Raw genomic sequence first — 24,469 nt, forward strand, 5'->3', positions numbered from 1 at the left:
CGGCCGCCGTTCCGGGCTGCGTCAGGCGTTCACGTCGACGATGTAACGGCCCTTGACCTCACCGGACATGAACTTCTTCGCAGCCTCGATGGCGTCGCCCAGGGCAATGGTCTGCCCGATGGTTTCGAGCGCGGAAGGGTCGAGATCCTTGGCGAGGCGATCCCATGCCTTGAGGCGCTTGGCCTTGGGCGCCATCACGCTGTCGATCCCCAGCAGCGCAACGCCGCGCAGGATGAAGGGCATGACGGTAGCCGGCAGGTCGAAGCCCTGCGCCAGGCCGCAAGCGGCAACCGCGCCGCCGTACTTCGTCTGCGCGCAGGCATTGGCCAGCGTGTGGCTGCCGGCAGTGTCGATCACACCGGCCCAGCGCTCGCGCTGGAGCGGCTTGCCCTTTTCGGCGAGTTCCGCACGGTCGATGATCGTTTCGGCGCCGAGTGCCTTGAGATAGTCGGCCTCTGCCGCCTTGCCGGTCAGCGCTGCAACCGAGAAGCCGAGCTTCTTGAGGATGGCGATGGCAACCGAGCCCACGCCGCCGGTGGCGCCGGTGACAAGCACTTCGCCCTGATCCGGCGTCACGCCCCAGTCCACCAATGCATCCACGCAAAGCGCAGCGGTATAGCCGGCCGTACCGATCGCCATGGCCTGCGCCGGCGTGAATGCCGAAGGCAGCGGAACCAGCCAGTCGCCCTTCAGGCGGGCCTTCTGCGCGAGGCCGCCCCAGTGCCCTTCGCCAACGCCCCAGCCGTTGAGCACGACGGTGTCACCGGCCTTCCAATCGGCGTGGCTGCTATCGGATACGGTGCCGACCAGATCGATGCCCGGCACCATCGGGAACTTGCGCACGACAGGCGAAGCGCCGGTGACGGCAAGGCCGTCCTTGAAGTTGAGCGTCGAGAATGCAACGTCGATCGTCACGTCACCTTCGGGCAGCGAAGCTTCGTCGAGCTGCTGCAGAGTGACGGTCTGGCCCTCATCGTTCTTGTCGATCACGATAGCGGAAAACATGGCAAACTCCCTGTCAGTCCGGGCGGCCATGCATGGCGGCCCCTGCGACGTTTCAGGTCCAAGCTGAAAGGGAAAATGCCGCCCTGCGTCAATGCCGCCAGGGCACGGCATCGCCTTGGCGAAGTCACATCACGGGCAGGGTATCATGGTCTCACGAACCGGCCGACACCCCTTGCGCGGCCAGCAGATCGGCAACCTTGGGAAAGGCTCGCGAACGCATCGCGCCATACATCGAAAGTCGCAGAATTTCGCGGGAATAGCGACGTGAAAGCTCGCGCCGTTCGGCTTCCCCGCCCGCACTCGAGCGCGCCAGGATCGGCCAGAAGAACACACCCGCCAGATTAACCACCGAGAAGACCTCGAAATCGATTCCCGGCTCGGCAAGATCGGTGGCGGCGAAACGGCCCAGCGAGCCGCAATACTCACGCCAGAACGGGTCCTGGCTCGGGTCCGGCGAGGCGAGCACCTGCTGAAGCCAGACGCGGCAGATATCCGGGTTATCCATCGCGAAATCGGCCAGTCGATCCGTAAGCGCCACGGGATCGACTTCCTCCACCCGCCGTTCACCGATCGTTTCAGGATCACCGAAAACGGCGCGGAACAGCTTGTCAGACACCCATTGAATGGTCGCCTCGACCAGTTTCTCGCGCGTTTCGAAATGCTGGTATGCCGTCCCGCGGTTGACCGCTGCAAGATGGGCCACGGCAGAGAGACTGACGCCCTCGGGCCCGTCCTTGGCCAGCAGGTTTGCCGCGGCGTCGAGAATAGCCCCGCGCGTGGCGACCGGGTCGCGCGTCCTTCGTACTCTCGCCTCCATGCTCACCCCTTCTGCTGTTGAACGGGCGAGCATAGCGGCGACACTACTAAACGACAATGTTGATCAGCTTGTCCTCAGAGGAAGTCCTTGACCTTCTCCAGCACCAGCGCCGCGTGTTCCTTGCGGCAGATCAGCAGGTCCGGCATATAGACGTCCTCCTGATTGTAGACCAGCGGGCTGCCGTCGATGCGCGAGACATGCAGGCCCCAGCCCCGTGCAACGGCCGCCGGCGCGCAGCTATCCCATTCGTACTGACCGCCGGAGTGCAGATAGATATCCGCCTCCCCGCGCAGGATCGCCATGGCCTTGGCTCCGGCCGAGCCCATCGGCACCAGTTCGGCGCCGATGGCTTCGGCCACGCCGGTCGCTTCCCTGGCGGGACGCGTGCGGCTGACGACCATGCGGAGCACTTCCGGCGCCGCAGGGATCTCGCCCGGCTGATCCGAACGCAGCACCACCCCTGCGCCCGGCAGCGCCACCGCGCCCAGCACCGGCACGCCGTCCACCGCCATGCCGACATGAACCGCCCAGTCGGCGCGCTCCTCGCCATATTCGCGGGTGCCGTCGACCGGATCGACGATCCACACCCGCTCCTTGCTCAGGCGTTCGGCATTGTCCTTCTCCTCTTCGGAGAGCAGCCCGTCCTCGGGCCGCTGCTCGCGAAGGGCGTGGCAGAGGAACTGGTTGGCGGTCTGGTCCCCCGCCTTGCCCAGTGACTTGCCTTCGAACAGGCCGGAAGCCCGCACGTCGAGCAGGATCTTCCCCGCCACTTGCGCCAGATGCGCGGCGAGATCGCCGTCGTTGGCCACCGTCATCAGGCGTCTCCCAGCAGGGTGTCGACGATCAGGTTGGCCGCATCTTCCGGCGAGATCGCCGTGGTGTCGATGCGGATTTCCGGATTACGCGGCGCCTCGTAGGGGCTGTCGATGCCGGTGAAGTTCTTCAGCTCGCCCGAACGCGCCTTCTTGTAGAGACCCTTGACGTCGCGCGCCTCGGCCACCTTCAGCGGCGTGTCGATGAACACTTCGAAGAACTCGCCTTCCGGCAGCATTGCCCGCACCATCTCGCGATCCGCCTGGAACGGCGAAATGAAGGCGGTGATGACGATCAGGCCCGCGTCGGTCATCAACTTCGAGACTTCGCCCACGCGGCGGATATTCTCGATGCGGTCAGCCTCGGTGAAGCCCAGGTCCTTGTTCAGGCCATGGCGCACGTTATCGCCATCGAGCAGGAAGGTGTGCCGGTTCATCCGGTGCAGCTTCTTCTCGACGAGGTTGGCGATGGTCGACTTGCCGGAGCCCGAAAGGCCGGTGAACCACAGCACTGCCGGGCGCTGGTTCTTCAGGCCCGCATGCTGCTTGCGGTCGATGTCCACGGCCTGCCAGTGCACGTTCTGCGAACGGCGCAGCGAGAAGTGGATCATGCCCGCCGCCACCGTGGCGTTGGTCATCTTGTCGATCAGGATGAAGCCGCCCAGCGTGCGGTTGTCGGCATAGGCCTCGAACACCAGCTGCTTGTCGGTGGTCAGTTCCGCCACGCCGATCGAGTTCAGCTCCAGCGTCTTGGCCGCCAGCTTCTCCATCGTGTTGACGTTGACTTCGTACTTCGGCTCCTGAACCGTTGCCGAGACCATCTGCGTGCCGAGCTTGAGCCAGTAGGCACGCCCCGGAACCATGGCCTCGTCCGCCATCCACACGAAAGTCGCCTCGAACTGGTCGGCGCTCTGCGGGGGATTGTCGGCTATGGAGATCACCGATCCGCGCGAACAGTCGATCTCGTCCGCGAAGCAGACGGTGACGGACTGACCGGCCACCGCTTCGTCGAGATCGCCGTCATAAGTGACGACGCGGGTGACCGAGCTGGTCTTGCCCGAGGGCAGGACGCGGATCTTGTCGCCCGGCTTGACCGAACCCGTGGCGATCAGGCCAGAGAATCCGCGGAAGTCGAGGTTGGGACGGTTCACCCACTGCACCGGCAGGCGCAGCGGCTTGTCGGCATCGACCGAGGACAGCACTTCGACGGTTTCGAGATGCTCGACCAGCGGAATGCCCGCATACTGCGGCGCCTTGTACCACGGGGTCTTGTCCGACAGCGTGGTGATGTTGTCGCCCTTGAAGCCCGAGATCGGCAGCGCGGTGAAGCTCTCGATCCCGATCGACTGCGCGAACTCGGTATAGTCCGCCAGGATCTTGTCGAAGACTTCCTGGCTGTAGTCCACGAGGTCCATCTTGTTGACCGCAAGGACGATGTTCTTGATGCCGATCAGGTGGCACAGGTACGAGTGGCGGCGCGTCTGCACCAGCACGCCCTTGCGCGCATCGATCAGGATCACCGCAAGGTCAGCGGTGGAAGCGCCGGTGACCATGTTGCGGGTGTACTGTTCGTGGCCCGGGCAGTCGGCAACGATGAACTTGCGCTTCTCGGTGTTGAAGAAGCGATAGGCCACGTCGATGGTGATGCCCTGCTCACGCTCTGCGGCAAGACCGTCGACCAGCAGCGCGAAATCGATCTCCTGCCCCTGCGTGCCCACCTTCTTGGAATCCGACTGGAGCGCGTCCAGCTGATCCTCGAAGATCATCTTCGAATCGTAGAGCAGGCGCCCGATCAAGGTGGACTTGCCGTCATCGACGCTGCCGCACGTGATGAAGCGGAGCATCGTCTTGTGCTCGTGCTGGACGAGGTAAGCGTCGATATCGTCCGCAATCAGCTGGTCCGTGACGTAGACGGCTTCCTTGGTGGCGTTCTGCACCGTTTCAGTGTCGCTCTGTCCCATCAGAAGTACCCCTGCTGCTTCTTGACTTCCATGCCGGCACCGCCGGCGTCCTTGTCGATGGCGCGGCCCTGCCGCTCCGAGGTGGTGGTGAGGAGCGTTTCCTGGATCACTTCGGGAAGCGTCTTCGCCTCGCTCTCCACCGCGCCGGTCAGCGGATAGCAGCCGAGCGTGCGGAAGCGGATCGAGCGTTCGACCGGAACCTCGCCGGGCTGGAGTGGGAAGCGCTCGTCATCGACCATCAGCAGCATCCCGTCACGCTCCACCGTGGGGCGCTTGTCCGCGAAGTAGAGCGGCACGATCGGGATATCGTTGAGGTGGATGTACTGCCAGATGTCCAGCTCGGTCCAGTTGGAGATCGGGAAAACGCGGATCGATTCACCCCGCGCCTTGCGGGCATTGTAGAGGTTCCACAGTTCCGGGCGCTGGTTCTTCGGGTCCCAGCCGTGCGAGGACGTGCGGAACGAGAAGATGCGCTCCTTGGCGCGGCTCTTCTCCTCGTCGCGGCGGGCACCGCCGAAGGCCGCGTCGAAGCCGTACTTGTCGAGCGCCTGCTTCAGACCTTCCGTCTTCCACATGTCGGTGTGGAGCGCGCCGTGGTCGAAGGGATTGATGCCCTTCTCGGCCGCTTCGGGGTTCTGGTAGACCAGCAGTTCCATACCGCTTTCACGCGCCATCTTGTCGCGCAGCTCGTACATCGCCTTGAACTTCCAGGTCGTGTCGACGTGGAGCAGCGGGAACGGCGGCGGCGAGGGATAGAAGGCCTTGCGAGCAAGGTGCAGCATGACGGCGCTATCCTTGCCCACCGAATAAAGCATCACCGGCTTTTCAGCCTCGGCGACGACTTCGCGGATGATGTGGATGCTCTCGGCTTCGAGACGCTCCAGATGCGTGAGTGTTTTCATCAGGTCTTCCTCTGCCCTGGGCATGTGCCCTGTTGGCTGGGTTTCAAACTGTCCCGATTCCGAATCGCAGGGATGACATTCGCGCGAACCTCCCATATGGGAGGGCATGGCCCTTACCAGCAACGACGAGACCGATCTCCTGATCCCGCTCTTTCAGGGAAATGCCGAAAATCCGCGCTTTTCGACATTTCTGGAAAGAGTGCGCCGGCGCACCCAAGCCGATTACGTCAGCCTGATCCTTCGCATGGGCGATGGTCCGCACGCCGCAATCGTCGACAGCTACGCCGGAATCGACTTGCGCAAACGCGCCCGCGAATCGCAGTTGCAGGGCCCGTTCGATCTCGACCGCTACCTCTATGACAGCCTGAGGCCGGGCCGGGTCTATTCGATAGGCGAAATGATCGATCACGACCCGGCAGCACGGGCCGATCGCAACCGGCGCATGGCCAAACTGGGCATCGGCGACGAACGGGTGGTGCGGATCGCCGGCGGAGAACACTATAGCGCCTGGCTGCTGATGGCCCGCGCGCGCGATTGCTCCGCAGCCGACGGCGCACTGCTTTCCAACCTCGCGCCTTATGTGGCGATCGCCGTGGAGAATCTCGTTTCCATGGACCGTGACCGGCTCGCGGCCCGGATCAACGCCATGGGGCTGGAGCGAACCGGAAAGGGCTGGATGCTGCTCGATGCGGAAGCGCGCGTACTGGCGGCCGATCCGGCGCTTACCGAATTCTGGCAGCGGCATTGCGGCGCCGTGTTGCGCCCCGGCGAGCGTGTGCTCGGGCTCGACCTTGCCGCCGAACGCAGGCTCGCGGCAGCGGCAACCGAGATGGCGCATGATCGCTTATTGCAGGCGCGGCCGCTGCTGCTGCGGGAAAAGCCGCATGTCGAAGCGCTGCTGATGCCGGCCGAAAATACCGAGGCACTCGCGGCTCCCGCGCTGGTGGCGCTCTGCACCCTGCCCCAACCGCACTCGGAGCATGGCGCCGAACGGCTGGCCGAGATTTTCGACCTGCCCCGACGCGAAGCGGAACTGGCGATGGCGCTGGCGGACGGCCACTCCATCGCCGAAGCGGCGGAGCGGATGAATCTGACGCTTGAAACCGCGCGCAACTATTCCAAGCGGCTCTACGCCAAGCTGGGCGTGCGCGGGCAAGCGGAACTGGTGCGGCTGGTCTATGAGAGCAGCGCAGTGATGGGGTGAGGCCTGTCAGGTATCTTGAGGCGAAGGTCTCAAGTGCCCCACATTCATCGTCATTGCGAGCGTAGCGAAGCAATCCAGGGCCGCCTCGCGCCGCTCTGAGGAGAAACAGCGCCCCTGAAACTCCCGCCCGATCAATCGCCGAGCCTGGCCTCCATTGCCGCGATCTCCGAACGCAGCCACATCGTTTCGGACAGGTTCTTGCCGCCAGAAGCCGCCAGCAGCGCCTCATGCGCCGCCTTGCGCACAGTAAGCACCCCCGCATTGTCCGGCTCGGCACTGAGGGCTATGTCGGTCAGGTGCACGGCTTCCAGCGGAGCGCCCGCATCCAGCTTCGCCTGCGCCCGTTCGGCCAGCCTGGCCGCGCCGCCAGCAAGTTCGACCAGATCGGCATCGACGCTGGACCGCGGCACGCCGTAGAGAGCGGTGGTGCCGTCCTCATAGTGCAGCCAGCCCGAATACTCGCGCCAGATCGACTTGACCGCCCAGGCGGCCTTGCCGTGGAATTCGCCGATCTCCAACCCCTCTGGCCAGGCGAATTCGCGCATCAGGGTGTGCACGTCCTTACCCGACTTCATGCCTTCCAGCGTGTAGTCGCGAACATGGCTGACTGCGGCGTGCAACTTGTCGAGATCGGCGCGGATGCGCTCGGCCCCGCGAATGGCCTCGCCGTGCCCGGTGACGATGATCTCGGCACCGAGGTCGCGGATCGTCTCCAGCGACTTCAGGTAATTACGCACCAGACGCGGCTTGTCTCCGCGCAGGGTGTTCAGGAACGGCATCGAGAGCCAGACCGGCCCGAAGACATTGCCGGTGAAGGCGATCTTCTCCTTGGGCATCCAGACCGTGAGCGAGTCGATCGTCTCCCCCTCGGGCGTGGAGATCAGCTCGAACGTCCGCCCGCCAAGGTCGATGGTCAGACGGCGGTCGACCAGAATATCGGGCACCACATCCGGCGCCGGCTTGGGCGAACCGCCGCGCTTGAGCGTCGACCCCCAGAGCTTGCCGCTCCTCGGTCCGAAAAAGGGCTGAAGGCGCATCATGTCCGAGAGCGCTTCGTTGAAGCCCGGCCCGCCAACGACTTGCGTACCCTCTTCCAGAAATTCCGGCACGCCGCCGAAGTGATCGGCATGGCTCTGGGTAAGGATGATGAAGGCCAGCGGGCCGGTGCGCGGCGGGGTCAACAGGCGCTTGGTGCGCTCTGCATTGTCCATGAAGCCGGTGTTGATCAGGACATCGCCCTCGGCGGTCGTCACGAGATAGGCATTCGAGATGTCGTTCGCCTGGAACACGAAATCGGTGATCGCGATGGCTTCGGCCTGCTCGTCGCCCGAGCGGACGAGCCCTGCCAGCTTCGGCCCGGCGTCCTTCACACTGTCAGCACTTGGGCTCATCTCAAGACTCCTCGATGCCGATCATGACTTTGGCGGACTGCGGTGTCGCCGCGATTTCCAGGCCTTTCATGATCTCGCTGAATGGCAGCTTGTGGCTGATCATCGCCGCGATCTTGTCCTTCAGGCGCGGCATGGCAGCGATCACCTCGGGCATTTCCGTGGGATAGCCGACCGCCGTGGTGATCGTCATCTCGCTGGTCAGCATGCGGCCGACCGGGAACTCTATGGGCCGCATATAGGCGGCCGTGATAACCAGCTTGGCATGAAGCTTGGCCATCATGATGACTTCGGTGAGGATGTTGGGCGCGCCCGCCGCGTCGATGAAGGCGTCAGTGCCCACGCCCACCCGGCCATAGCTCGGCACTTCACCGTGAAGCCGTGCCAGTTCCGCGCGCAGATCGACCTTGCTGGGATCGAGCGCCGCCTGCACGCCCAGTGCCCGGGCGCGTTCCAGCCGTTCCTCGGACAGATCCAGCGCCACCACGTCGGTCACGCCGCGATCGATCAGCCAGAGCAACATGCCAAGGCCGATCGGCCCACAGCCGAACACCACGACCTTGTCGCCGGGCTTCACGTCGGCACGGTTGACCCCGTGCATGGCGACGGCCAGCGGCTCGCACATCGCGGCCACGTCATACGAGATGCCCTCGGGGATCGGCAGGATCGAATCGCCAAGCCGCGCCTCTCGCACCAGCAGTTCCTGCGTGAAGGCGCCTTCCGGGCCGCCCGAGCCGATGTTGCTGGGCGTCATCATCGGATTGACGATCACCGGATCGCCCACCGCAATTCCCGCGACGTCGGCGCCGACCTCGATCACGTCACCCGCGCCTTCATGGCCGAGCGCAGTCTCCACGCCGGGCGGAATTCCGCCCATCTTGATGTAGGACAGGTCCGATCCGCAGATACCGACCGACTTCATCCTGACGACCACGTCCTTCGGCCCGGCTGCCGGACGTTCGTAAGCATCGACGCGTACATCGCCGACCCCGTGAATCTTGAGCAGTTCCATCGCCTGTCTCCTCTCCCGGTCGCTCAGGGGCGAACCATGTAGCCGCCGTCGATCGTGACCGTCTCGCCGGTCATGAACGAGCTGGCGTCAGAGCAAAGGTAGGCCCCGATGCCCTCGAAGTCCGCCGGATAACCGGTGCGCTTCATCGGGATCGTCGGGGCGAAGTGCGCGGCAACTGCATCGGCCCGCGCGCCCTCGCCCATCATCGGGGTGATGACGAGCCCCGGAGCGACCACGTTGGCGCGGATGCCGAGCGGCGCCAGTTCGATGGCAAGGCACCGCACCGCAGCGGCGATCGCCGCCTTGGACGAGGCGTATTCCATCTTGCCCGGCAGCCCCTGGAACAGCGACAGCGAACCGCAGGCGACAAGACTGCCGCCGCTCTGATCACCCGCTTCCACCCGCTCCTTCATCAGCCGCGCGCCTTCGCGCAGGGTGAAGAAGGCGCCATGCAGCGCGGTCTTCTGGAATTCGTGCCAATGCTCCGTCGGCATCTCGAACGTGGAATTGTAACGCGGCGAAGCGCCCGAATTGGCGAAGACGCAGTCGACCCGGCCGAAATCCGCCATGACCTGCTGGTAGCCGGCGATAATGTTCGCCTCTTCCGAAACGTCCACCTGATAGGCGATCACCCTGCCCGCGCCCGCCGCTTCCAGTTCGGCCTTGGCTTTGGCGCTCTTTTCCGCATTGCGCGCCCAGATCGCGAGATCGCCGCCCATTTTCGCGACGCCCATGGCAAAGCCGAAACCGATGCCGCCGTTGCCGCCGGTCACCACCGTCACTTTACCCGTGCAGTCGAAAAGGCCCTTGGCCATCATTCTCTCCTCGATCCCGTTGTCATTACGCGGGCTTTGTCCGCCCGCGCTTTCGTTGGCGCGATGTTTCCCGTGCACGGCTTGTCCCGCAACCCCGCCAGGAATAGAATTCGGGCCTTATCTTGGCATCAGGGACATAATTCAGGCCCGCCTTTCACAAGAGGCCCGAAGCCCCTGGGGAGAACGATGCGATGCAAGCGAGCGAGGCAGCCCACCTGCCTACCATGATCGTCGACGCCGAACTGTCGGCACCGGGCATCTGCGCACAGATCGTGCGTTTCGACATTCCCGAGCCGACCGACACACGCCACGCCCTGGGCGAAGGCTATCACGTCAACATGTGCCTCACCCCGCGCCCCCTTGAATCGCGTGGCGGATACCGCGAACGCTGGGGCCCGCACCGTTTCGAGCGACTGGGTGACATCTTCGCGATCCCACCGGGCGAATCGCTCTACATTCGCGGCGGACGCGGCAGGCAGGCCTCGCTGGTCTGCACGATAGACGCCGCCATGGTCCACGAGTTCATCGGACAGACGCTGAACTGGGACGATGCGCATCTCGCCGCCGCGCTCGACATCGCCAGTGCGCAAGTGCGGGCGCTGCTGTTCCGCATCACCGCCGAAGTGCGCCACCCCGGCCTCGCTTCGCGCCGGATGCTCGAACTGCTGGGCGGAGAACTGTCCATCGAACTCGGTCGCTACGGCCTCGAAGTCTCGGAGCGCCCGATGACCGGGGGGCTTTCCGGCTGGCGGCTGAGGCTGATCGAGGAACGGCTGGCCGGAGACCTCGCCGCCCCTTCGCTTCAGGAGTTGGCAGACCTCTGTTCGCTGTCGGTGCGCCAACTCACGCGCGGCTTCCGGGTGAGCCGTGCCTGTTCGATCGGCGACTATATCGAGCAGCGCCGGATGGAAGCCGCCAAGCGCATGTTGATGGACGGCGACAGCGTGAAGACAGTCGCCTTCGCCATGGGTTTCTCCTCTCCTTCGAGCTTCACTTTCGCCTTCCGGCGCGCCGTCGGCGCCAGTCCCAGCACCTTCCGCCAGCGGCAAGGCCGTGCGCTGGGATCGATGCACTCCGTTGCCGCATAACGCTCCTGTCCCCATGGACGGGTCTTGACCGGGATTCGATATAACGGCTCGATCTGACGCGTCTGCCGCATTGCCAATGGGCCCTGCGCACAGGCTAACTCGTGCCCATGAGGTCGCCGCAGCGGCCCACTCAAAGACACGGGAAAGAGGATCACGAAATGACCGAGCAACTCACGGCGGACAAGCTCGTCGGCGACGCTCTCGTCGAACAGGCGATGAAGGACACCGGCATCCGGGACTTCGACAACGACACCTGGCACGAAGGCTTCGACGTCTTCGTGAACGACTTCAACGCCGGGATCGCGCGCGGGCAGTACACAGAGGGAGGCATCGCGCGCGGGACCGCCGACACGCTCCACTATCTGCGCGGCCGTCTGAAGATTTCGGACTACCTGCGTCAGAACCCCGAACTTCTCAGCCGCCCGGTCGAGCGGCCGGTCTTCGTAATGGGCGTGCCCCGCACCGGCACCACGCTGCTTTCGAACCTGCTGGCTGCCGATCCTGCGCGCCGTTCGCCGCTGACCTGGGAAATTGACGATCCGGTGCCGCCGGTCGCCTCGGCCGACCTGCTGACCACCGACCCACGCGCACAGGCGCGTCTGGCGCAGGAAAAGGCTATGCTCGAAGCCAATCCGGCCATGGGCAAGTACTATCGCGGCTCGGCCGTCTATCCGAACGAGTGCGTGTTCTTCATGGCGCACGACTTCAAGACGCTGATGATCGATTCCAAGGGCAAGCTGCCGGAATACAAGGAGTTCATCTTCTCCTGCGACATGACCAGCGCTTACGAATACCACAAGAAGTTCCTGCAAGTGCTTCAGCAGAACGCGGGCGGCGTGTGGAACGTGAAGAAGCCCAGCCACGCGCTGTGGCTGGAGACGATCTTCAAGGTCTATCCCGATGCCCGGGTCCTTTGGGCGCATCGCGATCCCTTCACTGCCACGGGCTCGCTCTGCTCGGTCATCTCGCTCAGCCACATGGCGCACATGGGCAAGCCGGACACCGCGTGGCTCAAGGAAAACTACACCTGGCAGGCCGCCGAGCACGCCAACCGCATCATGGATTTCCGCGACAAGCACGGCGAGGACAAGGTGATCGACGTCCACTACGCCGACATGACCGCCGATCCGATCGGCACGATGAAGAAAGTCTACCAGCAGCTTGGCGACGAATGGACCGCCGAGGCCGAGGCCGGCATCCAGCAGTGGGTGAACGAAAACCCGCAGGACAAGTTCGGCAAGCACGAATACAAGCTCGCACAGTACGGCATAGAGAAGGCGGAGCTTGAGCCGCTCTTCGAACGCTACCTTTCCCGCTATGACGTTGCGCGCGAAGGCTGAGAAAGCACACGCCGCTCCTGTCACCCGTCACCCCCCGCTAACGCGCATCCAGCGCCCGCGGGGATGACGGGCAAATTACCGCTTCGCCGGCGGCAAGCCGGCAGGGAGAGATCGATGTTCGAAGGCCGTCATTATCAAAACGCCTATGTCTGCGACAATCTGGAAGCCGCGATCGACCTGTTCCGTGGCCGGGGGCTTACCCGCGAGCCGATGATTATCCCGGTCGACCAGCAAGTGCTGACCCCGCACGGGCTCAAGCGCCAGAAGGGGCGCATCTGCTTCGTCTGGGTCGACGAACTCCAGATCGAACTCATCGAAAATGAGATCGACGAGGCAGGCATCTACGCCAATTGCCTGTCGAACGGCGGCCCCTTGCGCTTTCACCACATCTGCTTTGGCGTGGACAACTGGGCGGACTTCCGCACGCGCGTGGATGCGCAGGCGCTTCCGCTGGCGATGGAACGCCAACCGAACGACGATCCCAATGGGTTGAAGTTCCTGTACCTCGATGCGCGCAAGGTGGTTGGGCACTACATCGAATATACCTGGATGCCCGATGCCATGTGGCAGCAGATCAAGGCCATGTGAAACGCGGTCGGGGGGCGCCGGCCGGCGCTCCCGGATCCTCCCGTTCTTCAGGCCAATTCCAGCGGAACCTCGCCGTAGAGCGTCGTGCGCTGCCTCAACCGCCGGCCCACGCTTTCGGCAGCCTGGCGCAATTCCTCGATCGTCACGCCCTGTCCGTGCGCTGCGCCTGCCGCGCGGCTGATGCTTTCGTCCATGAGCACCCCGCCGAGGTCGTTGGCCCCCGCTGCAAGCACGGCGGCGGCACCGTCCATCCCGAGCTTCACCCAAGAGCACTGGATCGAGTTGATCGCACCGTTGAGCGCAAGCCGCGCCACGGCATGCATCATCACCGCCTCGCGCCAGGTCGGCCCCTTGCGGCATTGCCCGCGTCGATAGAACGGCGCCTCCATATGCACGAGCGGCAGCGGCACGAACTCGGTAATTCCGCCCGTATCGAGCTGGAGATTGCGCAAGGCCAGCAAGTGACGCGCCCAGTGCCCGGTGCCTTCAAGGTGGCCGAACATCACCGTCGAGGTCGTGGGCAGACCCACGCGGTGAGCACTGCCGACCACGTCTAGCCATTCCTGCGTCGTCAGCTTGCCGGGGCAGATCTGCTCGCGAATATCGTCGCACAGGATTTCCGCCGCCGTGCCGGGCAGAGAGCCCAGCCCCGCATCCTTGAGCATGGCGAGGTAATCCCCGACCGGCATGCCCAGCGTCCGTGCGCCCTGGCTCACCTCAAGCGGTGAAAAGGCGTGAACGTGCAGATCGGGGCAAGCCTCCTTCACGGCGCGCACGATCGAAAGGTAGGTATCTCCGGTGTAGCTGGGGTGGATGCCGCCCTGGAGGCACACCTCGGTCGCCCCGCGTGCAACGGCTTCGCGGGCACGCCCGGCGATCTCGCCGAGATCGAGGTTATAGGGCTTGTCGCGGAACCCGGCCTTGCTGCTGGTTTTCGAAAACGCGCAGAACGAACAGGTGTGCGTGCAGATATTCGTATAGTTGATGTTGCGGTTGACGACATAGGTTACCGTCTCGCCGCTGACTTCGGCCCGCAAGGCATCCGCGGCGTCGACCACCGCCTGCGCCGCAGCGCCCCGCGTTGCGAAAAGTGCCACGATATCGTCCTCGCCCAGCGTCGCCCCGCTGGCCGCCCGCTCAAGGATACGATGGAGGGACGCGGCCACCGGACCTTCGTGCTGGCGCCCCAGCGGCGCGTGGACATTGCCCGGCGCATGCTGACCTGCAAGGCCGGGGCTCCACGCGCTGTCACGCGCCAGCCCTTCGGCATCGGCATGACGCAGAATGGCTGGACGGATCGCCGGGTCGATCCATGAACGGTCTTCGGTCGTGATGTAACGCGGATAGATCGTCAGCCGCTCGACCAGCGGCAGCCCCTTGCCCGCGCAGATCGCGCGCAGCCGCTCGACTTCAGGCCAGGGCGCTTCCGGGTTCACATGATCGAGCGTGACAGGGGAGATACCGCCCCAGTCGTCGATACCTGCATCGATGAGTTCGACCAGTCGCTCGTCGTTGAGATTGGGCGGCGCCTGAACCGATACCTCGTCAGGCAGGATAAGGCGCGTGGCGGCGACTACGCGCAGGAAATCGTTTTCGGTGGCTTCTGGCGCCTCCGCCATCTTCGTACCGGGTTTCGGGCAGAAGTTCTGGACGATCACTTCCTGCAGATGCCCATGCTCGCAGTGCAGGTCTCGCAGTGCGAAAAGGCTGTCGAGCCGCTCTTCGGCGGTCTCGCCGATTCCGATCAAGACGCCGCTGGTCATCGGCACCCTCGCCTCCCCGGCGGCCGCCAGCGAGGCGAGGCGAAGCGCCGGCACCTTGTCCGGCGAGCCGTGGTGACACATGCCCTTTTCCAGCAACCGCTCGGAGATGCTTTCCAGCATAAGCCCTGCCGACGCAGCGACCGGGCGCAGCATCGCGTAATCCTGCTGCTCCAACACCCCCGCATTGACGTGCGGCAGAAGCCCGGTTTCCCCGAGCACCAGTTCGGCGCAGTGCCGCACATAGTCGACGGTGCGGGCAAACCCGCGTTCGGCCAGCCATTCGCGCGCGGCGGCGTAGCGGCGTTCGGGGGCATCACCCAGCGTGAACAAAGCCTCACGGCAACCCGAAGCGGCACCGGCGCGGGCGATCGCCAGCACTTCGTCAGGCGTCAGGTAAGGCGCTTCAAGCCGCGAGGGCGTGGTCGCGAAAGTGCAGTAGTGGCAGACGTCCGCGCAGAGGCGCGTCAGGGGGATGAACACCTTGGGCGAATACGTCATCCGTGCCGGCCCGCGCGCATCGCGCCGCGCTCTTGCCCGCGCGGTGACCTCTTCCAGCGGTGCGGCCAGCAGCCACGCCTTCAGTTCATCCGCTGACGATTGGGCGGTTTCATCCTGCATCTGCTCACCCTTCAGGCACCTGCGAGGGCAAGCACCTCCTGCGCGAGCCTTGTCCTGTCGGCGGCTTCGCGCATCATTGTCTTCGTCACGGTGACCTGAAGCCCCCGCGCCTGCAAACCAGAGACATCGGCCTCATCGGCATGGTCGATCAAGAGGTGGTCGAGAAGATCGCCGTAGTGATCAGCGATGGCCGCATTGCCAACTGCCCGCCCCATCCCGGCCAGCAACTTCGCCAGCGGCCCTTTCACGGCTGCACCGCCTACCAGCGGCGAGACTGCGATCAGCGGCACGCGCCGTGCCGCAACCGCTTCGCGAATACCGTCAACGGCAAGGATCGGATCGACGCTGAGGTACGGATTCGAGGGACAAATCACGATTGCCGCCAGGTCCTCACGGCCCAGCGCCGCGGCGAGACCGGGCGAAGGCAACGCGCCCGGCACACCCTCGAAACGGATCGCGGAGACAGCCGGGCCACATTGCTCGCCGACGAACCACCGCTGGAAGTCCGTCCATCCCGCCACCGTGCGAACCTGGGTGCGCACCGGCCCGTCGCTCATCGGAACGATCGCATGGGCGATGCCCAGTTCGCCGGCAAGCCGCGCAGTCACGTCTGAAAGGCTTTCACCCGCGCGCAAACGCCAGCTCCGCGTCAGATGCATCGCGAGGTCGCGATCGCCGAGATTGAACCAGTCCTCCTCGCCCATGGCGCGCAGCATGGCCATGGCCTGCCACGTCTCATCCTTGACGCCCCATCCGCGCTGGATGTCGTTGAGACCGGCAAGCGCATAGATGACGGAATCGATGTCGGGGCAGATGGTCAGGCCCAGGTGTTCGAAATCGTCGCCCGTGTTCACGGCGATGGTGAGGTCGGACGGATCCATGACCGCAGCCAGGCCAGCCGCCAGCTTGGCCCCGCCGACACCGCCGGAAAGCGCAAGGACATGACGCCCGCTCATCGGAACATGTCCTGCTCCATGGGTCTCAGCCCGCTAGCCGCGCCCGGCCCGTCCTCGGCCGTCACCCAGCGCGCGCCGCCGCGAACAAGGGCGACAGGCGTGCCTTCGTCACCCTCGCCGATGGCCAGCCCAGCCATCGCGGCGAGCGAATCCGCAATACCGATCACCGTTGCCTGCAAGGTTCGTCCATAAAGGTCCGTGGCCCGCCCCCGCCGGTCTTCCAGCACGGCTATCCCGGCGCAGCCGATCGCCGTGCCCAGCGTTCCGATCCGCCAGGCGCGGCCCATCGAATCCGCGATCACCACGCCGATCCTGACGCCATTCTCTGCCTGCAATGCGCTGCGCAAGGCTCGTGCGGAGCCATCGGGGTCCATTGGCCAGAGCAGAACCCGGCCGGCGTCTCCCCCTTCCACGTTTGATGCGTCGATGCCTGCATTGGCAAGGACATGCCCGGTGCGATGGCAAGCGATCACGGCCGCGGGGTTGCTTCGCAGGATGTGCGAACTCTCGTCCAGAATGGCCTGCATCATCGGCGCATCGCGGCCGGTATCGCGTGCAAGGCGCTCGGCCTCGGCACCGGGTGCAATGCGCGACAGATCGCGCGTGCGGCCCTCCGCCTTGGAGACGATCTTCTGGGCCACCACGCAGATATCGCCGTCACGGAACCCGTCGCCGGAAGCGGCCATGGCAGAGCAAATCGCTTGCGCTACCGACATTCCGGCGGCGAACATGGGCATTCCGGCCAGCGGTCGCACGGTCAGTTCTGGAATTCTGTTCATTGGCCCTCCCGAACGCCTGTCTACGTCCGCAGCGCCGCAAACCACAATCATGACGAACAAGAATTCGCGGGAGAGATAATCAATGGCAGCGATCGCAGTGATCGGCGGAACCGGCGCTCTCGGCAAGGGCATTGCCCGCAGGCTGGTCCAGGCCGGTCACGAAGTGACCATCGGTTCACGCACGGCAGACAAGGCACAGGTGACGGCCGGGGAACTGGGTGCCGCCGGCCACGCTGAAAATGTCGAGGCCGCGCGCGGCAAGGACGTAGTGATCGTGGCCGTTCCCCATGCCTCGCAGGGCGACACCCTGCGCCAGATCCGCGACGCGGTCGGCAATGCCGTGGTTGTCGACACGACCGTGCCGCTGGTCCCGCCCAAGGTCATGCGCGTACAGCTTCCCGCAGAAGGCAGCGCCGCCATGCAGGCGCGCGAACACCTCGGGCCGGATGCGAGGCTGGTCACGGCGTTCCACAATGTGTCGGCCCATCATCTCGACAGCGACCACGCTATCGATTGTGATGTGCTGGTCTTCAGCGATGACGTGGAGGCGCGCAACACCGTGGTCGGCCTGTGCCCCGGAATGGGCATTCGGGGCCTCTCCGGCGGGGCGCTGGCCAACTCGGCGGCGGCAGAGGCTCTGACCTCGATCCTCATTTACATGAACAAGACCTACAAGGCAGACGGGGCGGGCATACGCTTCACGAACCTTGCCCAGGCTCCGCTGGTCCCGTGAGCTGCTGGGCGCTCATCCCGGTCAAGGCGCCGGGCCTCGGCAAGACGAGGCTGGCCCGGGCACTTGCTCCGGATGAGCGCGAAGCCCTCGTCTGCGCGATGTTCCGCCATGTCCTGGCAACCGCACGCGCCTGCGCGGCAATCGACCGGATCTGCATATTGGGGCCGTCCCGTCCCGGTCTTGGCAAGGGCCTTGTAAGGTTGCCTGACTCCGGATCCGACCTGAACCGGGCGCTGGGATCGGCGCTTGGTGCGATCGCCACGACCGGCCCGGACCGCGTCGTGGTGCTTCCCGCAGATCTTCCCTGCCTGACGACCGCTGACATCGACCGGCTCGCGAGCCTGCCCGCAGGTGTAGTCGGCGTGGCGCCCGATCGGCATGGTACGGGGACCAACGCTCTCTCGCTGACGTTGCCCGAAACCATATGGTTTCCTTTCTCCTTCGGTGAAGAAAGCTACTCAAGGCACTGCGATGAAACGAAAAAACTTGGACTGACCGTGGAGACGATCCTCTCCGGCGGGCTGGAAAAAGATATAGACGAGCCCGCCGATCTGCCAGATGCTGAACATCTGTTGAGCGCCGTATCCTTATTGCGGCAGCCCATCGCCAAAGGCCGAAGACGGCTGGCATAAGCGGGAGAACGGGTGTGGACGCCGGCATCATCGACCTTACGGGACAAGTTGTGTTTGTTACCGGCGGCGGAGGCGGGATCGGCAGGTCGATCGCACTGAACATGGCGGACATGGGCGCCGATGTCGCCTTGATCGAGGCGGTGCCTGAACGCTGCGAACAACTCACCGATATGATCGAGGCGCGCGGCCGCAAGGCGCTGTGCATCCCCGGAAACGTGATGGACGTGGAGGCCCTGCAACACGCCATTGCCGCCGCTGCCGAGAAGTTCGGGCGCCTCGATGTGCTGGTGAACAACGCAGGCGGCGTAACGCGCCGGGGCTTTCTCAATCTCGCCGAGAAGAACTGGCGGCGCCACATCGATCTCAACCTTGTTTCCAACCTCGCCGCCACGCAGGCTGCACTGCCAGTCATGATTGCGGGCGAGCGGGGTGGTTCCATCATCAACGTCACCAGTATCGAGGCGGCCCGCGCAGCACCGGGCTACGCGGTCTATGCCGCCTGCAAGGCCGGCGTGAACAACCTGACGCGCACGCTGGCACTGGAATTCGCCGAACACGGCATCCGGGTGAACGCCATAGCGCCCGATTACACGGTAACACCCGGTACGCGCGGACAGTTCACCGGCCCCGTAGATGAAGCCATCTGGCCCAGGCCCAGCGCGGAACAGGAAGACGTGATCCGCCGCCGCATCCCGCTCGGCCGTGCCGGGATCGACGAAGAGTGCGGCCGCGTGGCGGTGTTCCTCGCCTCACAGATGGCAAGCTACGTCACCGGCACGATCATTCCGGTGGACGGCGGAACCTGGGCCTCGGGAGGCTGGGTGCGCAACCGCGACGATACCTGGGTTCTTCCCCCCGAACCGAATCCCTGAAACTCATCGCCTGAAATCCACTGCGAGAAATCCAACGATTGAAAGAACTTCCGGCATGACCTTCACATTAAGCACCAGCCTTCCGTTCGACCATATCGATCGCCCGGAGGAATTCGGCACCCTTGACGCGCTCCAGGAAATCGCCCGCACCGTCGAAGCGGCGGGCTTCTACGCCGGCACCGTCACCGATCACCCGGCGCCCTCAGCGCGCTGGCTCGATGCCGGAGGGCACTATGCGCAGGACCCGTTCGTCCTGCTCTCGATGCTGGGTGCCTCGACGACGAAACTGCGCCTCCAGACCAACATCCTGGTCCTGCCCTATCGCAATCCGTTTCTCACCGCCCGGGCCGTGTCATCGCTTGACCACTTCACGAATGGGCGCGTGATCCTTGGCCTCGGCGCGGGCTACATGAAGGCTGAGTACAAGGCGCTCGGCGTGGATTTCGATACCCGCAACGACCTCATGGACGAATATATCAATGCGATGAAATTGGCCTGGACCGGCGAGGATTTCACGTTCGAGGGCACCGGCTATACCGCGCTCGGCAACCGCATGTTGCCCACGCCTGCACAGACACCGCACCCGCCCCTGCTGGTCGGCGGCAACTCGAAGCGGGCCCTGCGCCGCGCGGTCGAACTGGGTGACGCCTGGCACCCGTTCTTCGTACCCAAGAGCGTTACCGACACTGCGCGCACCGCCAATCTCGAAGGAGACGACGATATCCTCGCCGCGATCGGATACATGGCGGATCACTGCGGAAAAGTCGGCCGTGCCGAGCCCCCCAAAGTCATCGCCTCATCGACTTACGCTGTGAAGGATGGTTGGAGCGCACAGGAAGCGCTCGATCACTATGCCAACCTCAAGTCGCTCGGAGTCCATGGCTCCGGTGCGACGATCCACGCCGAAACACGCGCCCAATATTGCGACATCGCACTGAAGTTCGGCGAGGAAGTTATTGCGAAGATTGATTTTTAATTAAATCGCCGCCAGCACGCTTCCACCAGCACTGTTAAGGGCAGGGAACCGGCCCCTGCCCTGATCCCTCAGCCTTCGGCTTTCATCGCCGCAGCCATGGCTTCGTGAAAAGCCTTTACTGCCGCCACTTCGTCTCCGTTCCAGACCGCGCCCGAAACCGCGAGGAAGTCAGCGCCTGCCTTCACCAGCGGCCCGCAGTTCTCCGGCGTGATCCCGCCGATCGCCACACAGGGAATTTCGAAGATTCCCTGCCACCATTCGAGCAGATCGAGCCCAGCAGTATGCTTCACCTGCTTGGTAGTGGTCGGGAAGAATGCTCCGAACGCCACGTAATCCGCGCCTTCTTCGCCAGCATCCATCGCGAGGTGGCGGCTGTCATGGCAGGTCACGCCGATCTGCGCATCGCGGCCAAGCGCATTGCGCGCCTCTTCCACTGTCCCGTCTTCCTGACCGATATGCACGCCGTCGGCTCCAAGCCGCTTGGCGAGGCTGATCGAATCGTTGACGATGAAGGCGACCTCCCGCTCTGCGCAAATCTTCTGCAGGGGCTCTGCAAGACGCGCAGCCTCGTGCTGGTCCACGTCCTTGACCCGGAACTGGAACGCCGCGACAGGCGCGGCATCGAGTGCGCGGGCAAGCCGTTCGGGGAACGTGCCGCCCACGTCCAGCGGCGAGATCAGGTAAAGCTGTGTCGGTTCGCGTTCGATGTCTTCCATATGCGCGCACCTAGCCTTTCATGGGGCCGAGGAAAAGAGTTCCTCTTCAAAGCGCGCGTCGTCGCGTTCGCGGTTCACCCTACCCAGCGCTCCTGCCGCGAACAGGAGGATAGTCAACCTCATCACCGCGTGCAGGGCGTCGGCCGCAGTATCGGTATTCCAGCCCGGCGCGGTCGAAGCCAGGTACATCGCCTTGGCAGCCGCGACGCTGACGCCCCCGGCCATGATCGCCACCAGAACCCGCGAGGGCCGCCAGAGGAGAAGCAACGGCAGCAGGAAACCGGCGAGAACATCGACCAGCATGGCCGCAGGCAGCGCATCCGCCTCCATCAGGAGCCAGGCCGTTTCGCCCAGGAGCAGCGCCATTGCCCGTCGCAACATGGGATCGTATCGGGGACGCAGCCACGCGATCAGCAAGGTCGCCACCAACGCACAAAAGATGGGCGGCACCACCAGCCTGATAACGGCAGGCGGCAACAGGGATGGTGCGACGAACACCACCACTATGCAAGCGAGCCAGATCTTGATCGGCCCGTTGATAGCAGACCAATATTGGGAGAATTTCATTGCCGTCCCGTCTATCGGCATAAACACTAACGCTCCCGCGCCTCCGCGAAAAGCGCATTCGTTCGGGAGAGGTTCAGCCCGCGCCGCTAGTCTCGCCTGCGGCAAATTATGAACCGGACATCCGTTCACGCCAAGGGGAGGAACATGAAACGACCCGCCCGGACACTCGCCCTTGTGCTGCTCCTGGCGGCCACCGGGATCGCCGGATGCCGCATCATTCCGGAGGGTTCGGCGCCGCCATCCGTTACGCCCGCGCCAGCTTCGCCTTATGCACCCCCTGCCGAAAGCCCGGATCAACCGCCCTTCTATACGCCGCAGGACACGGCGCCGGGTGACCTTGTCCCGAGTGGGCCTGCCCCAAGCGGCCCGTCATCCCCCTCTCCGGAACCCTCACCTCCACCGGCTTCCTATAGCGGCCCTCCGCTTGCCTATACACGTATCGGCGAGACGATTCATGTCGATGGGCCCAGGGTGACGCCGCTGGCCTTGCTGGAAGACAGTCGCTGCGCGGTAGGCACCCAGTGCGTCTGGGCCGGCCGTCTGCGCGTTCGTGTTCGCATCGATCTCGGCTCCGGTCCTCGCGAAGTGGAGATGACCCTTGGTCAGCCGATCCAGATCGCGGATGGACAACTGGAGCTTCTCGACGCGCTCCCCGCCCCTGTTGCCGGAACCCGGCCAGCGCCCTTCGCCTACCAGTTCGGGTTCCGTTTCATGGGCGGACTTTGAGAGAAGAACGCGTCAACGAGAAAGGGCGGCACCTTTCGGCACCGCCCTTCCCTTCAAGCGAAATCCGCGACGGGATCAGGCAGCCGCCGCTGCGTCCACCTTCTGGGTCGAGCCCTTGAAGATCTCGTCGATGGCATCGGCCAGCGCAGCATCGAACTCTGCATCGCTCATCTGCGAGCGCAGGTCTTCAAGCAGCGCACGGCTGAAGCTGGCGATGATGCCCTTGTTCTTCGCCAGTTCGGCGCAGGCTTCGGGACGCTTGTAGCCACCCGACAGGGCAACGACGCGCAGCACCTTGGGGTGCGAGACGAGCGGATCGAAAGTACCCGGAACGATCGGCAGCGAGAGCTTGAGCATGACGCGCACGCCATCCGGCAACGCATCGAGGTTCTTGAGAATCTCGGCAAGGAGCAGCGTGTCACACTCGGCGCGGGTCTCGCTCTTGATGTTCACTTCGGGCTCGATGATCGGCATCATGCCGTGCGAGAGCACCTGCTGACCGATCTCGAACTGCTGCTTCACTACGGCAGCGATACCCTCGGCATTGGCCGACTGGATCACCGAACGTTCCTTGGTGCCGTAGACGCCCAGTGCCTTTGAACGCGCGAGCAGCGCGTCCAGCGTCGGCATCGGCTTCATCAGCTGCACGCCGTTGGCTTCGTCTTCAAGGCCCTTGTCGATCTTGATGAAAGGCACCACGCCCTTGGCGATCAGGGCCTGCGGAGTGGGCACGCCGGTGACTTCACCATCCATGGTCCGCTCGAAAAGGATCGCGCCGATCACCTTGTCTCCGGTGAATGCAGGCGAAGCGATGATGCGCGCGCGCATCTGGTGGATCAGGCCGAACATCTCTTCCTCGGAAGACCATGCGCCTTCCTCGATGCCGTATCCCGCAAGGGCCTTCGGGGTTGAACCGCCGCTCTGGTCGAGCGCGGCGATAAAACCGTTCCCGCCGGCCATTTTGGCCGTCATCTCTGAAAATTCCATGGTTTCTCCTCCTAAGTTGTATCAGCAACCTGAAACGGGCTTATTCTCCGGAGCTCCGTTTCGCAACTGCGGCAAAAGGCTATCCATCGGCCGGATGATCCGTTCCAACGAAGACGCGCGCTTGCCGCCGCCGGCGCAATATATCGGACAGCAGAGTGCGTGCCGGCACGTCGATCCAGCGAACGCAGAACCAGGCGACGGCCAGGCAGGCACCGAGAAACACGAAGGCCATCAGCACTTCGTTGTAGTGCAGATCATCCTTGAAATAGCGCATCGGCTCGATCAACGCCCAGTGCACGGCATAGAGCGCGAAGGATACCTCTCCCACGAACCAGGCCGCAGGTGCCAGCTTTCGCGAGGGTTCCACGCGCGATCCGAACCAGACAAGCAGCGGTGAGACCAGCAGCGTGCAGGCCAGATCGTAATGGGTTACGGCGATCCACCGGGGGTCGGCCAGCAGCATGACCGCAATCGCGGCGAGGCAGGCGATGCCCCCCAAAGTCGCCGGGCGGTGTGCAGGTTGGCGCAGCCGGGCGATGAGCATACCGGCACAGAACGAGTAGAGCGTCCGCGCCAGTGCTACCGACCATTCGCTCCAGATCGCGCCGATATTGCCCGAGCCGTTCTCAAGAACCGCCGGGGCGAACCACCATGCCGAGGCCAGACAGACGACCAGCAGCAGAAGCCGCGGAAGGCGGAAGAGCACGACGATCATCACCAGATTGGCGATGAGCTCATAGAACAGTGACCATGCCGGGACATTGAGCGGAAACAGCGTGCCTGTCAGCGGCGATGGCAGCATCAGAGCGTTCAACGCCGTGCTGATGGCGATCGTCGGCAGGCTAAGCGAGGTATCGCCGCCGGTATGATGCCGCACGAGGCCGACCGTGGTCGTCAGCAGCACACCGACGAGGAACAGCGGATAGAGACGCACGAGGCGCTTCGCCATGAAAGCGCCGGTACCCATGCCGCCCTGCCAACGAGACAGGTAGCTCGTGCAGAGCACGAAGCCGGACAGTGCGAAGAAGAAATCCACCGCAACATACCCGTGCGGCGCCTGGGAAATGTTGAAATGAAACAGCGCGACGGCAAGCGCGGCGATCCCGCGCATGCCGTCAAGCGTTACATATCTGCCGTGCCAGGGCAGTTGCCGTTCGGGACGAGCGGCAGGCATCGATCTGTTCATGCTTGCCGCCCCTCCCCCAGCAGATC

The 24,469-nt window shown here is 64.3% G+C and carries 24 protein-coding genes; 9 read left to right on the forward strand and 15 right to left on the reverse strand.

Features of this window, described 5'->3' with window-relative positions; translation table 11 throughout:
• Positions 1–21: 21 nt before the first annotated feature.
• The 5 genes from acuI to cysD form a co-directional block, all read right to left on the reverse strand.
• A complete protein-coding gene (acuI, locus tag ACXJ16_RS06700) occupies positions 22–1,005 on the reverse strand; it encodes an acrylyl-CoA reductase (NADPH) (RefSeq protein WP_054441459.1) in 984 nt (327 codons plus the stop codon).
• Between the two features lie 151 nt (positions 1,006–1,156).
• Positions 1,157–1,822: a TetR/AcrR family transcriptional regulator gene (locus ACXJ16_RS06705; protein WP_054441457.1), complete on the reverse strand. Its 666-nt coding sequence runs from the start codon at positions 1,820–1,822 to the stop codon at positions 1,157–1,159.
• A gap of 74 nt (positions 1,823–1,896) precedes the next feature.
• A complete protein-coding gene (locus ACXJ16_RS06710) occupies positions 1,897–2,637 on the reverse strand; it encodes a 3'(2'),5'-bisphosphate nucleotidase CysQ (protein WP_132468733.1) in 741 nt (246 codons plus the stop codon).
• Entirely contained in the window at positions 2,637–4,595 is a 1,959-nt protein-coding gene (gene cysN, locus ACXJ16_RS06715) for a sulfate adenylyltransferase subunit CysN (protein WP_054441454.1), read from the reverse strand. The genes ACXJ16_RS06710 and cysN overlap by 1 nt, the downstream gene beginning before the upstream one ends.
• Entirely contained in the window at positions 4,595–5,521 is a 927-nt protein-coding gene (gene cysD / locus ACXJ16_RS06720) for a sulfate adenylyltransferase subunit CysD (RefSeq protein ID WP_082370553.1), read from the reverse strand. Before cysD ends, cysN begins: the two co-directional genes overlap by 1 nt.
• 82 nt (positions 5,522–5,603) lie before the next feature.
• On the opposite strand from cysD, the gene ACXJ16_RS06725 reads away from it, so the two are divergent.
• On the forward strand, positions 5,604–6,701 hold the full coding sequence (locus tag ACXJ16_RS06725; protein ID WP_463921650.1) for a helix-turn-helix transcriptional regulator: 1,098 nt from the start codon (positions 5,604–5,606) through the stop codon (positions 6,699–6,701).
• A 131-nt stretch (positions 6,702–6,832) separates the two neighbouring features.
• Here ACXJ16_RS06725 and ACXJ16_RS06730 read toward each other — a convergent pair whose 3' ends face one another.
• The 3 genes from ACXJ16_RS06730 to ACXJ16_RS06740 are packed head-to-tail and all read right to left on the reverse strand — an operon-like array spanning position 6,833 to position 9,916.
• The gene (locus ACXJ16_RS06730; protein WP_324694658.1) at positions 6,833–8,092 is read right to left on the reverse strand and encodes an MBL fold metallo-hydrolase; all 1,260 of its coding nucleotides are present in this window, start codon (positions 8,090–8,092) and stop codon (positions 6,833–6,835) included.
• 1 nt (position 8,093) lies between these two features.
• Positions 8,094–9,101 (reverse strand): zinc-dependent alcohol dehydrogenase, encoded by a 1,008-nt coding sequence (locus ACXJ16_RS06735; RefSeq protein ID WP_185997589.1) that lies wholly within the window; start codon positions 9,099–9,101, stop codon positions 8,094–8,096.
• A 23-nt stretch (positions 9,102–9,124) separates the two neighbouring features.
• The gene (locus ACXJ16_RS06740) at positions 9,125–9,916 is read right to left on the reverse strand and encodes an SDR family NAD(P)-dependent oxidoreductase (protein WP_443477805.1); all 792 of its coding nucleotides are present in this window, start codon (positions 9,914–9,916) and stop codon (positions 9,125–9,127) included.
• Between the two features lie 191 nt (positions 9,917–10,107).
• On the opposite strand from ACXJ16_RS06740, the gene ACXJ16_RS06745 reads away from it, so the two are divergent.
• The 3 genes from ACXJ16_RS06745 (at position 10,108) to ACXJ16_RS06755 (ending at position 12,932) form a co-directional block, all read left to right on the forward strand.
• Complete coding sequence (locus ACXJ16_RS06745) at positions 10,108–11,004, forward strand: helix-turn-helix transcriptional regulator (protein ID WP_185997590.1); 897 nt, start codon at positions 10,108–10,110, stop codon at positions 11,002–11,004.
• Between the two features lie 158 nt (positions 11,005–11,162).
• Entirely contained in the window at positions 11,163–12,344 is a 1,182-nt protein-coding gene (locus ACXJ16_RS06750; RefSeq protein WP_463921651.1) for a sulfotransferase family protein, read from the forward strand.
• Positions 12,345–12,458: 114 nt separating this feature from the next.
• On the forward strand, positions 12,459–12,932 hold the full coding sequence (locus ACXJ16_RS06755; RefSeq protein ID WP_054441447.1) for a VOC family protein: 474 nt from the start codon (positions 12,459–12,461) through the stop codon (positions 12,930–12,932).
• A 47-nt stretch (positions 12,933–12,979) separates the two neighbouring features.
• Here ACXJ16_RS06755 and cofH read toward each other — a convergent pair whose 3' ends face one another.
• Genes cofH through cofE form a run of 3 tightly spaced genes read right to left on the reverse strand, consistent with a single transcriptional unit; the run spans position 12,980 to position 17,048 of the window.
• A complete protein-coding gene (gene cofH, locus ACXJ16_RS06760; protein ID WP_463921652.1) occupies positions 12,980–15,313 on the reverse strand; it encodes a 5-amino-6-(D-ribitylamino)uracil--L-tyrosine 4-hydroxyphenyl transferase CofH in 2,334 nt (777 codons plus the stop codon).
• 11 nt (positions 15,314–15,324) lie between these two features.
• The gene (gene cofD, locus ACXJ16_RS06765; RefSeq protein ID WP_463921654.1) at positions 15,325–16,269 is read right to left on the reverse strand and encodes a 2-phospho-L-lactate transferase; all 945 of its coding nucleotides are present in this window, start codon (positions 16,267–16,269) and stop codon (positions 15,325–15,327) included.
• Positions 16,266–17,048 (reverse strand): coenzyme F420-0:L-glutamate ligase, encoded by a 783-nt coding sequence (gene cofE, locus ACXJ16_RS06770; protein ID WP_463921656.1) that lies wholly within the window; start codon positions 17,046–17,048, stop codon positions 16,266–16,268. The genes cofD and cofE overlap by 4 nt, the downstream gene beginning before the upstream one ends.
• 82 nt (positions 17,049–17,130) lie before the next feature.
• On the opposite strand from cofE, the gene npdG reads away from it, so the two are divergent.
• Genes npdG through ACXJ16_RS06790 form a run of 4 tightly spaced genes read left to right on the forward strand, consistent with a single transcriptional unit; the run spans position 17,131 to position 20,261 of the window.
• Positions 17,131–17,781: an NADPH-dependent F420 reductase gene (npdG, locus tag ACXJ16_RS06775; protein WP_054441438.1), complete on the forward strand. Its 651-nt coding sequence runs from the start codon at positions 17,131–17,133 to the stop codon at positions 17,779–17,781.
• The gene (gene cofC, locus ACXJ16_RS06780) at positions 17,778–18,413 is read left to right on the forward strand and encodes a 2-phospho-L-lactate guanylyltransferase (RefSeq protein ID WP_324694646.1); all 636 of its coding nucleotides are present in this window, start codon (positions 17,778–17,780) and stop codon (positions 18,411–18,413) included. The genes npdG and cofC overlap by 4 nt, the downstream gene beginning before the upstream one ends.
• Before the next feature lie 14 nt (positions 18,414–18,427).
• A complete protein-coding gene (locus ACXJ16_RS06785) occupies positions 18,428–19,285 on the forward strand; it encodes an SDR family NAD(P)-dependent oxidoreductase (RefSeq protein ID WP_324694644.1) in 858 nt (285 codons plus the stop codon).
• 55 nt (positions 19,286–19,340) lie between these two features.
• Entirely contained in the window at positions 19,341–20,261 is a 921-nt protein-coding gene (locus ACXJ16_RS06790; RefSeq protein WP_324694642.1) for a TIGR03619 family F420-dependent LLM class oxidoreductase, read from the forward strand.
• Positions 20,262–20,329: 68 nt separating this feature from the next.
• Here ACXJ16_RS06790 and thiE read toward each other — a convergent pair whose 3' ends face one another.
• Positions 20,330–20,977, reverse strand: a complete 648-nt coding sequence (gene thiE / locus ACXJ16_RS06795) for a thiamine phosphate synthase (RefSeq protein WP_324694640.1) — start codon at positions 20,975–20,977, stop codon at positions 20,330–20,332.
• Positions 20,978–20,995: 18 nt separating this feature from the next.
• A complete protein-coding gene (locus ACXJ16_RS06800) occupies positions 20,996–21,544 on the reverse strand; it encodes a hypothetical protein (protein ID WP_324694638.1) in 549 nt (182 codons plus the stop codon).
• A 144-nt stretch (positions 21,545–21,688) separates the two neighbouring features.
• Between ACXJ16_RS06800 and ACXJ16_RS06805 the strand changes: the two genes are divergently transcribed.
• Entirely contained in the window at positions 21,689–22,270 is a 582-nt protein-coding gene (locus tag ACXJ16_RS06805) for a hypothetical protein (protein WP_324694636.1), read from the forward strand.
• A 75-nt stretch (positions 22,271–22,345) separates the two neighbouring features.
• Here the strand turns inward: ACXJ16_RS06805 and ACXJ16_RS06810 are convergent, their stop codons facing one another.
• Positions 22,346–23,257: a fructose bisphosphate aldolase gene (locus ACXJ16_RS06810; protein WP_054441424.1), complete on the reverse strand. Its 912-nt coding sequence runs from the start codon at positions 23,255–23,257 to the stop codon at positions 22,346–22,348.
• A 79-nt stretch (positions 23,258–23,336) separates the two neighbouring features.
• A complete protein-coding gene (locus tag ACXJ16_RS06815) occupies positions 23,337–24,443 on the reverse strand; it encodes an acyltransferase family protein (protein ID WP_054441422.1) in 1,107 nt (368 codons plus the stop codon).
• Between the last annotated feature and the right edge of the window lie 26 nt (positions 24,444–24,469).

It is taken from the genome of Novosphingobium sp. TK71 (assembly GCF_055361505.1).

Bases quoted from the DNA above. Each gene is read 5' to 3' on its own strand.
- acuI (WP_054441459.1), bottom strand. From the start codon at position 1,005: ATGTTTTCCGCTATCGTGATCGACAAGAACGATGAGGGCCAGACCGTC.
- ACXJ16_RS06705 (WP_054441457.1), bottom strand. From the start codon at position 1,822: ATGGAGGCGAGAGTACGAAGGACGCGCGACCCGGTCGCCACGCGCGGG.
- ACXJ16_RS06710 (WP_132468733.1), bottom strand. From the start codon at position 2,637: ATGACGGTGGCCAACGACGGCGATCTCGCCGCGCATCTGGCGCAAGTG.
- cysN (WP_054441454.1), bottom strand. From the start codon at position 4,595: ATGGGACAGAGCGACACTGAAACGGTGCAGAACGCCACCAAGGAAGCC.
- cysD (WP_082370553.1), bottom strand. From the start codon at position 5,521: ATGCCCAGGGCAGAGGAAGACCTGATGAAAACACTCACGCATCTGGAG.
- ACXJ16_RS06725 (WP_463921650.1), top strand. From the start codon at position 5,604: ATGGCCCTTACCAGCAACGACGAGACCGATCTCCTGATCCCGCTCTTT.
- ACXJ16_RS06730 (WP_324694658.1), bottom strand. From the start codon at position 8,092: ATGAGCCCAAGTGCTGACAGTGTGAAGGACGCCGGGCCGAAGCTGGCA.
- ACXJ16_RS06735 (WP_185997589.1), bottom strand. From the start codon at position 9,101: ATGGAACTGCTCAAGATTCACGGGGTCGGCGATGTACGCGTCGATGCT.
- ACXJ16_RS06740 (WP_443477805.1), bottom strand. From the start codon at position 9,916: ATGGCCAAGGGCCTTTTCGACTGCACGGGTAAAGTGACGGTGGTGACC.
- ACXJ16_RS06745 (WP_185997590.1), top strand. From the start codon at position 10,108: ATGCAAGCGAGCGAGGCAGCCCACCTGCCTACCATGATCGTCGACGCC.
- ACXJ16_RS06750 (WP_463921651.1), top strand. From the start codon at position 11,163: ATGACCGAGCAACTCACGGCGGACAAGCTCGTCGGCGACGCTCTCGTC.
- ACXJ16_RS06755 (WP_054441447.1), top strand. From the start codon at position 12,459: ATGTTCGAAGGCCGTCATTATCAAAACGCCTATGTCTGCGACAATCTG.
- cofH (WP_463921652.1), bottom strand. From the start codon at position 15,313: ATGCAGGATGAAACCGCCCAATCGTCAGCGGATGAACTGAAGGCGTGG.
- cofD (WP_463921654.1), bottom strand. From the start codon at position 16,269: ATGAGCGGGCGTCATGTCCTTGCGCTTTCCGGCGGTGTCGGCGGGGCC.
- cofE (WP_463921656.1), bottom strand. From the start codon at position 17,048: ATGAACAGAATTCCAGAACTGACCGTGCGACCGCTGGCCGGAATGCCC.
- npdG (WP_054441438.1), top strand. From the start codon at position 17,131: ATGGCAGCGATCGCAGTGATCGGCGGAACCGGCGCTCTCGGCAAGGGC.
- ACXJ16_RS06790 (WP_324694642.1), top strand. From the start codon at position 19,341: ATGACCTTCACATTAAGCACCAGCCTTCCGTTCGACCATATCGATCGC.
- thiE (WP_324694640.1), bottom strand. From the start codon at position 20,977: ATGGAAGACATCGAACGCGAACCGACACAGCTTTACCTGATCTCGCCG.
- ACXJ16_RS06800 (WP_324694638.1), bottom strand. From the start codon at position 21,544: ATGAAATTCTCCCAATATTGGTCTGCTATCAACGGGCCGATCAAGATC.
- ACXJ16_RS06805 (WP_324694636.1), top strand. From the start codon at position 21,689: ATGAAACGACCCGCCCGGACACTCGCCCTTGTGCTGCTCCTGGCGGCC.
- ACXJ16_RS06810 (WP_054441424.1), bottom strand. From the start codon at position 23,257: ATGGAATTTTCAGAGATGACGGCCAAAATGGCCGGCGGGAACGGTTTT.
- ACXJ16_RS06815 (WP_054441422.1), bottom strand. From the start codon at position 24,443: ATGAACAGATCGATGCCTGCCGCTCGTCCCGAACGGCAACTGCCCTGG.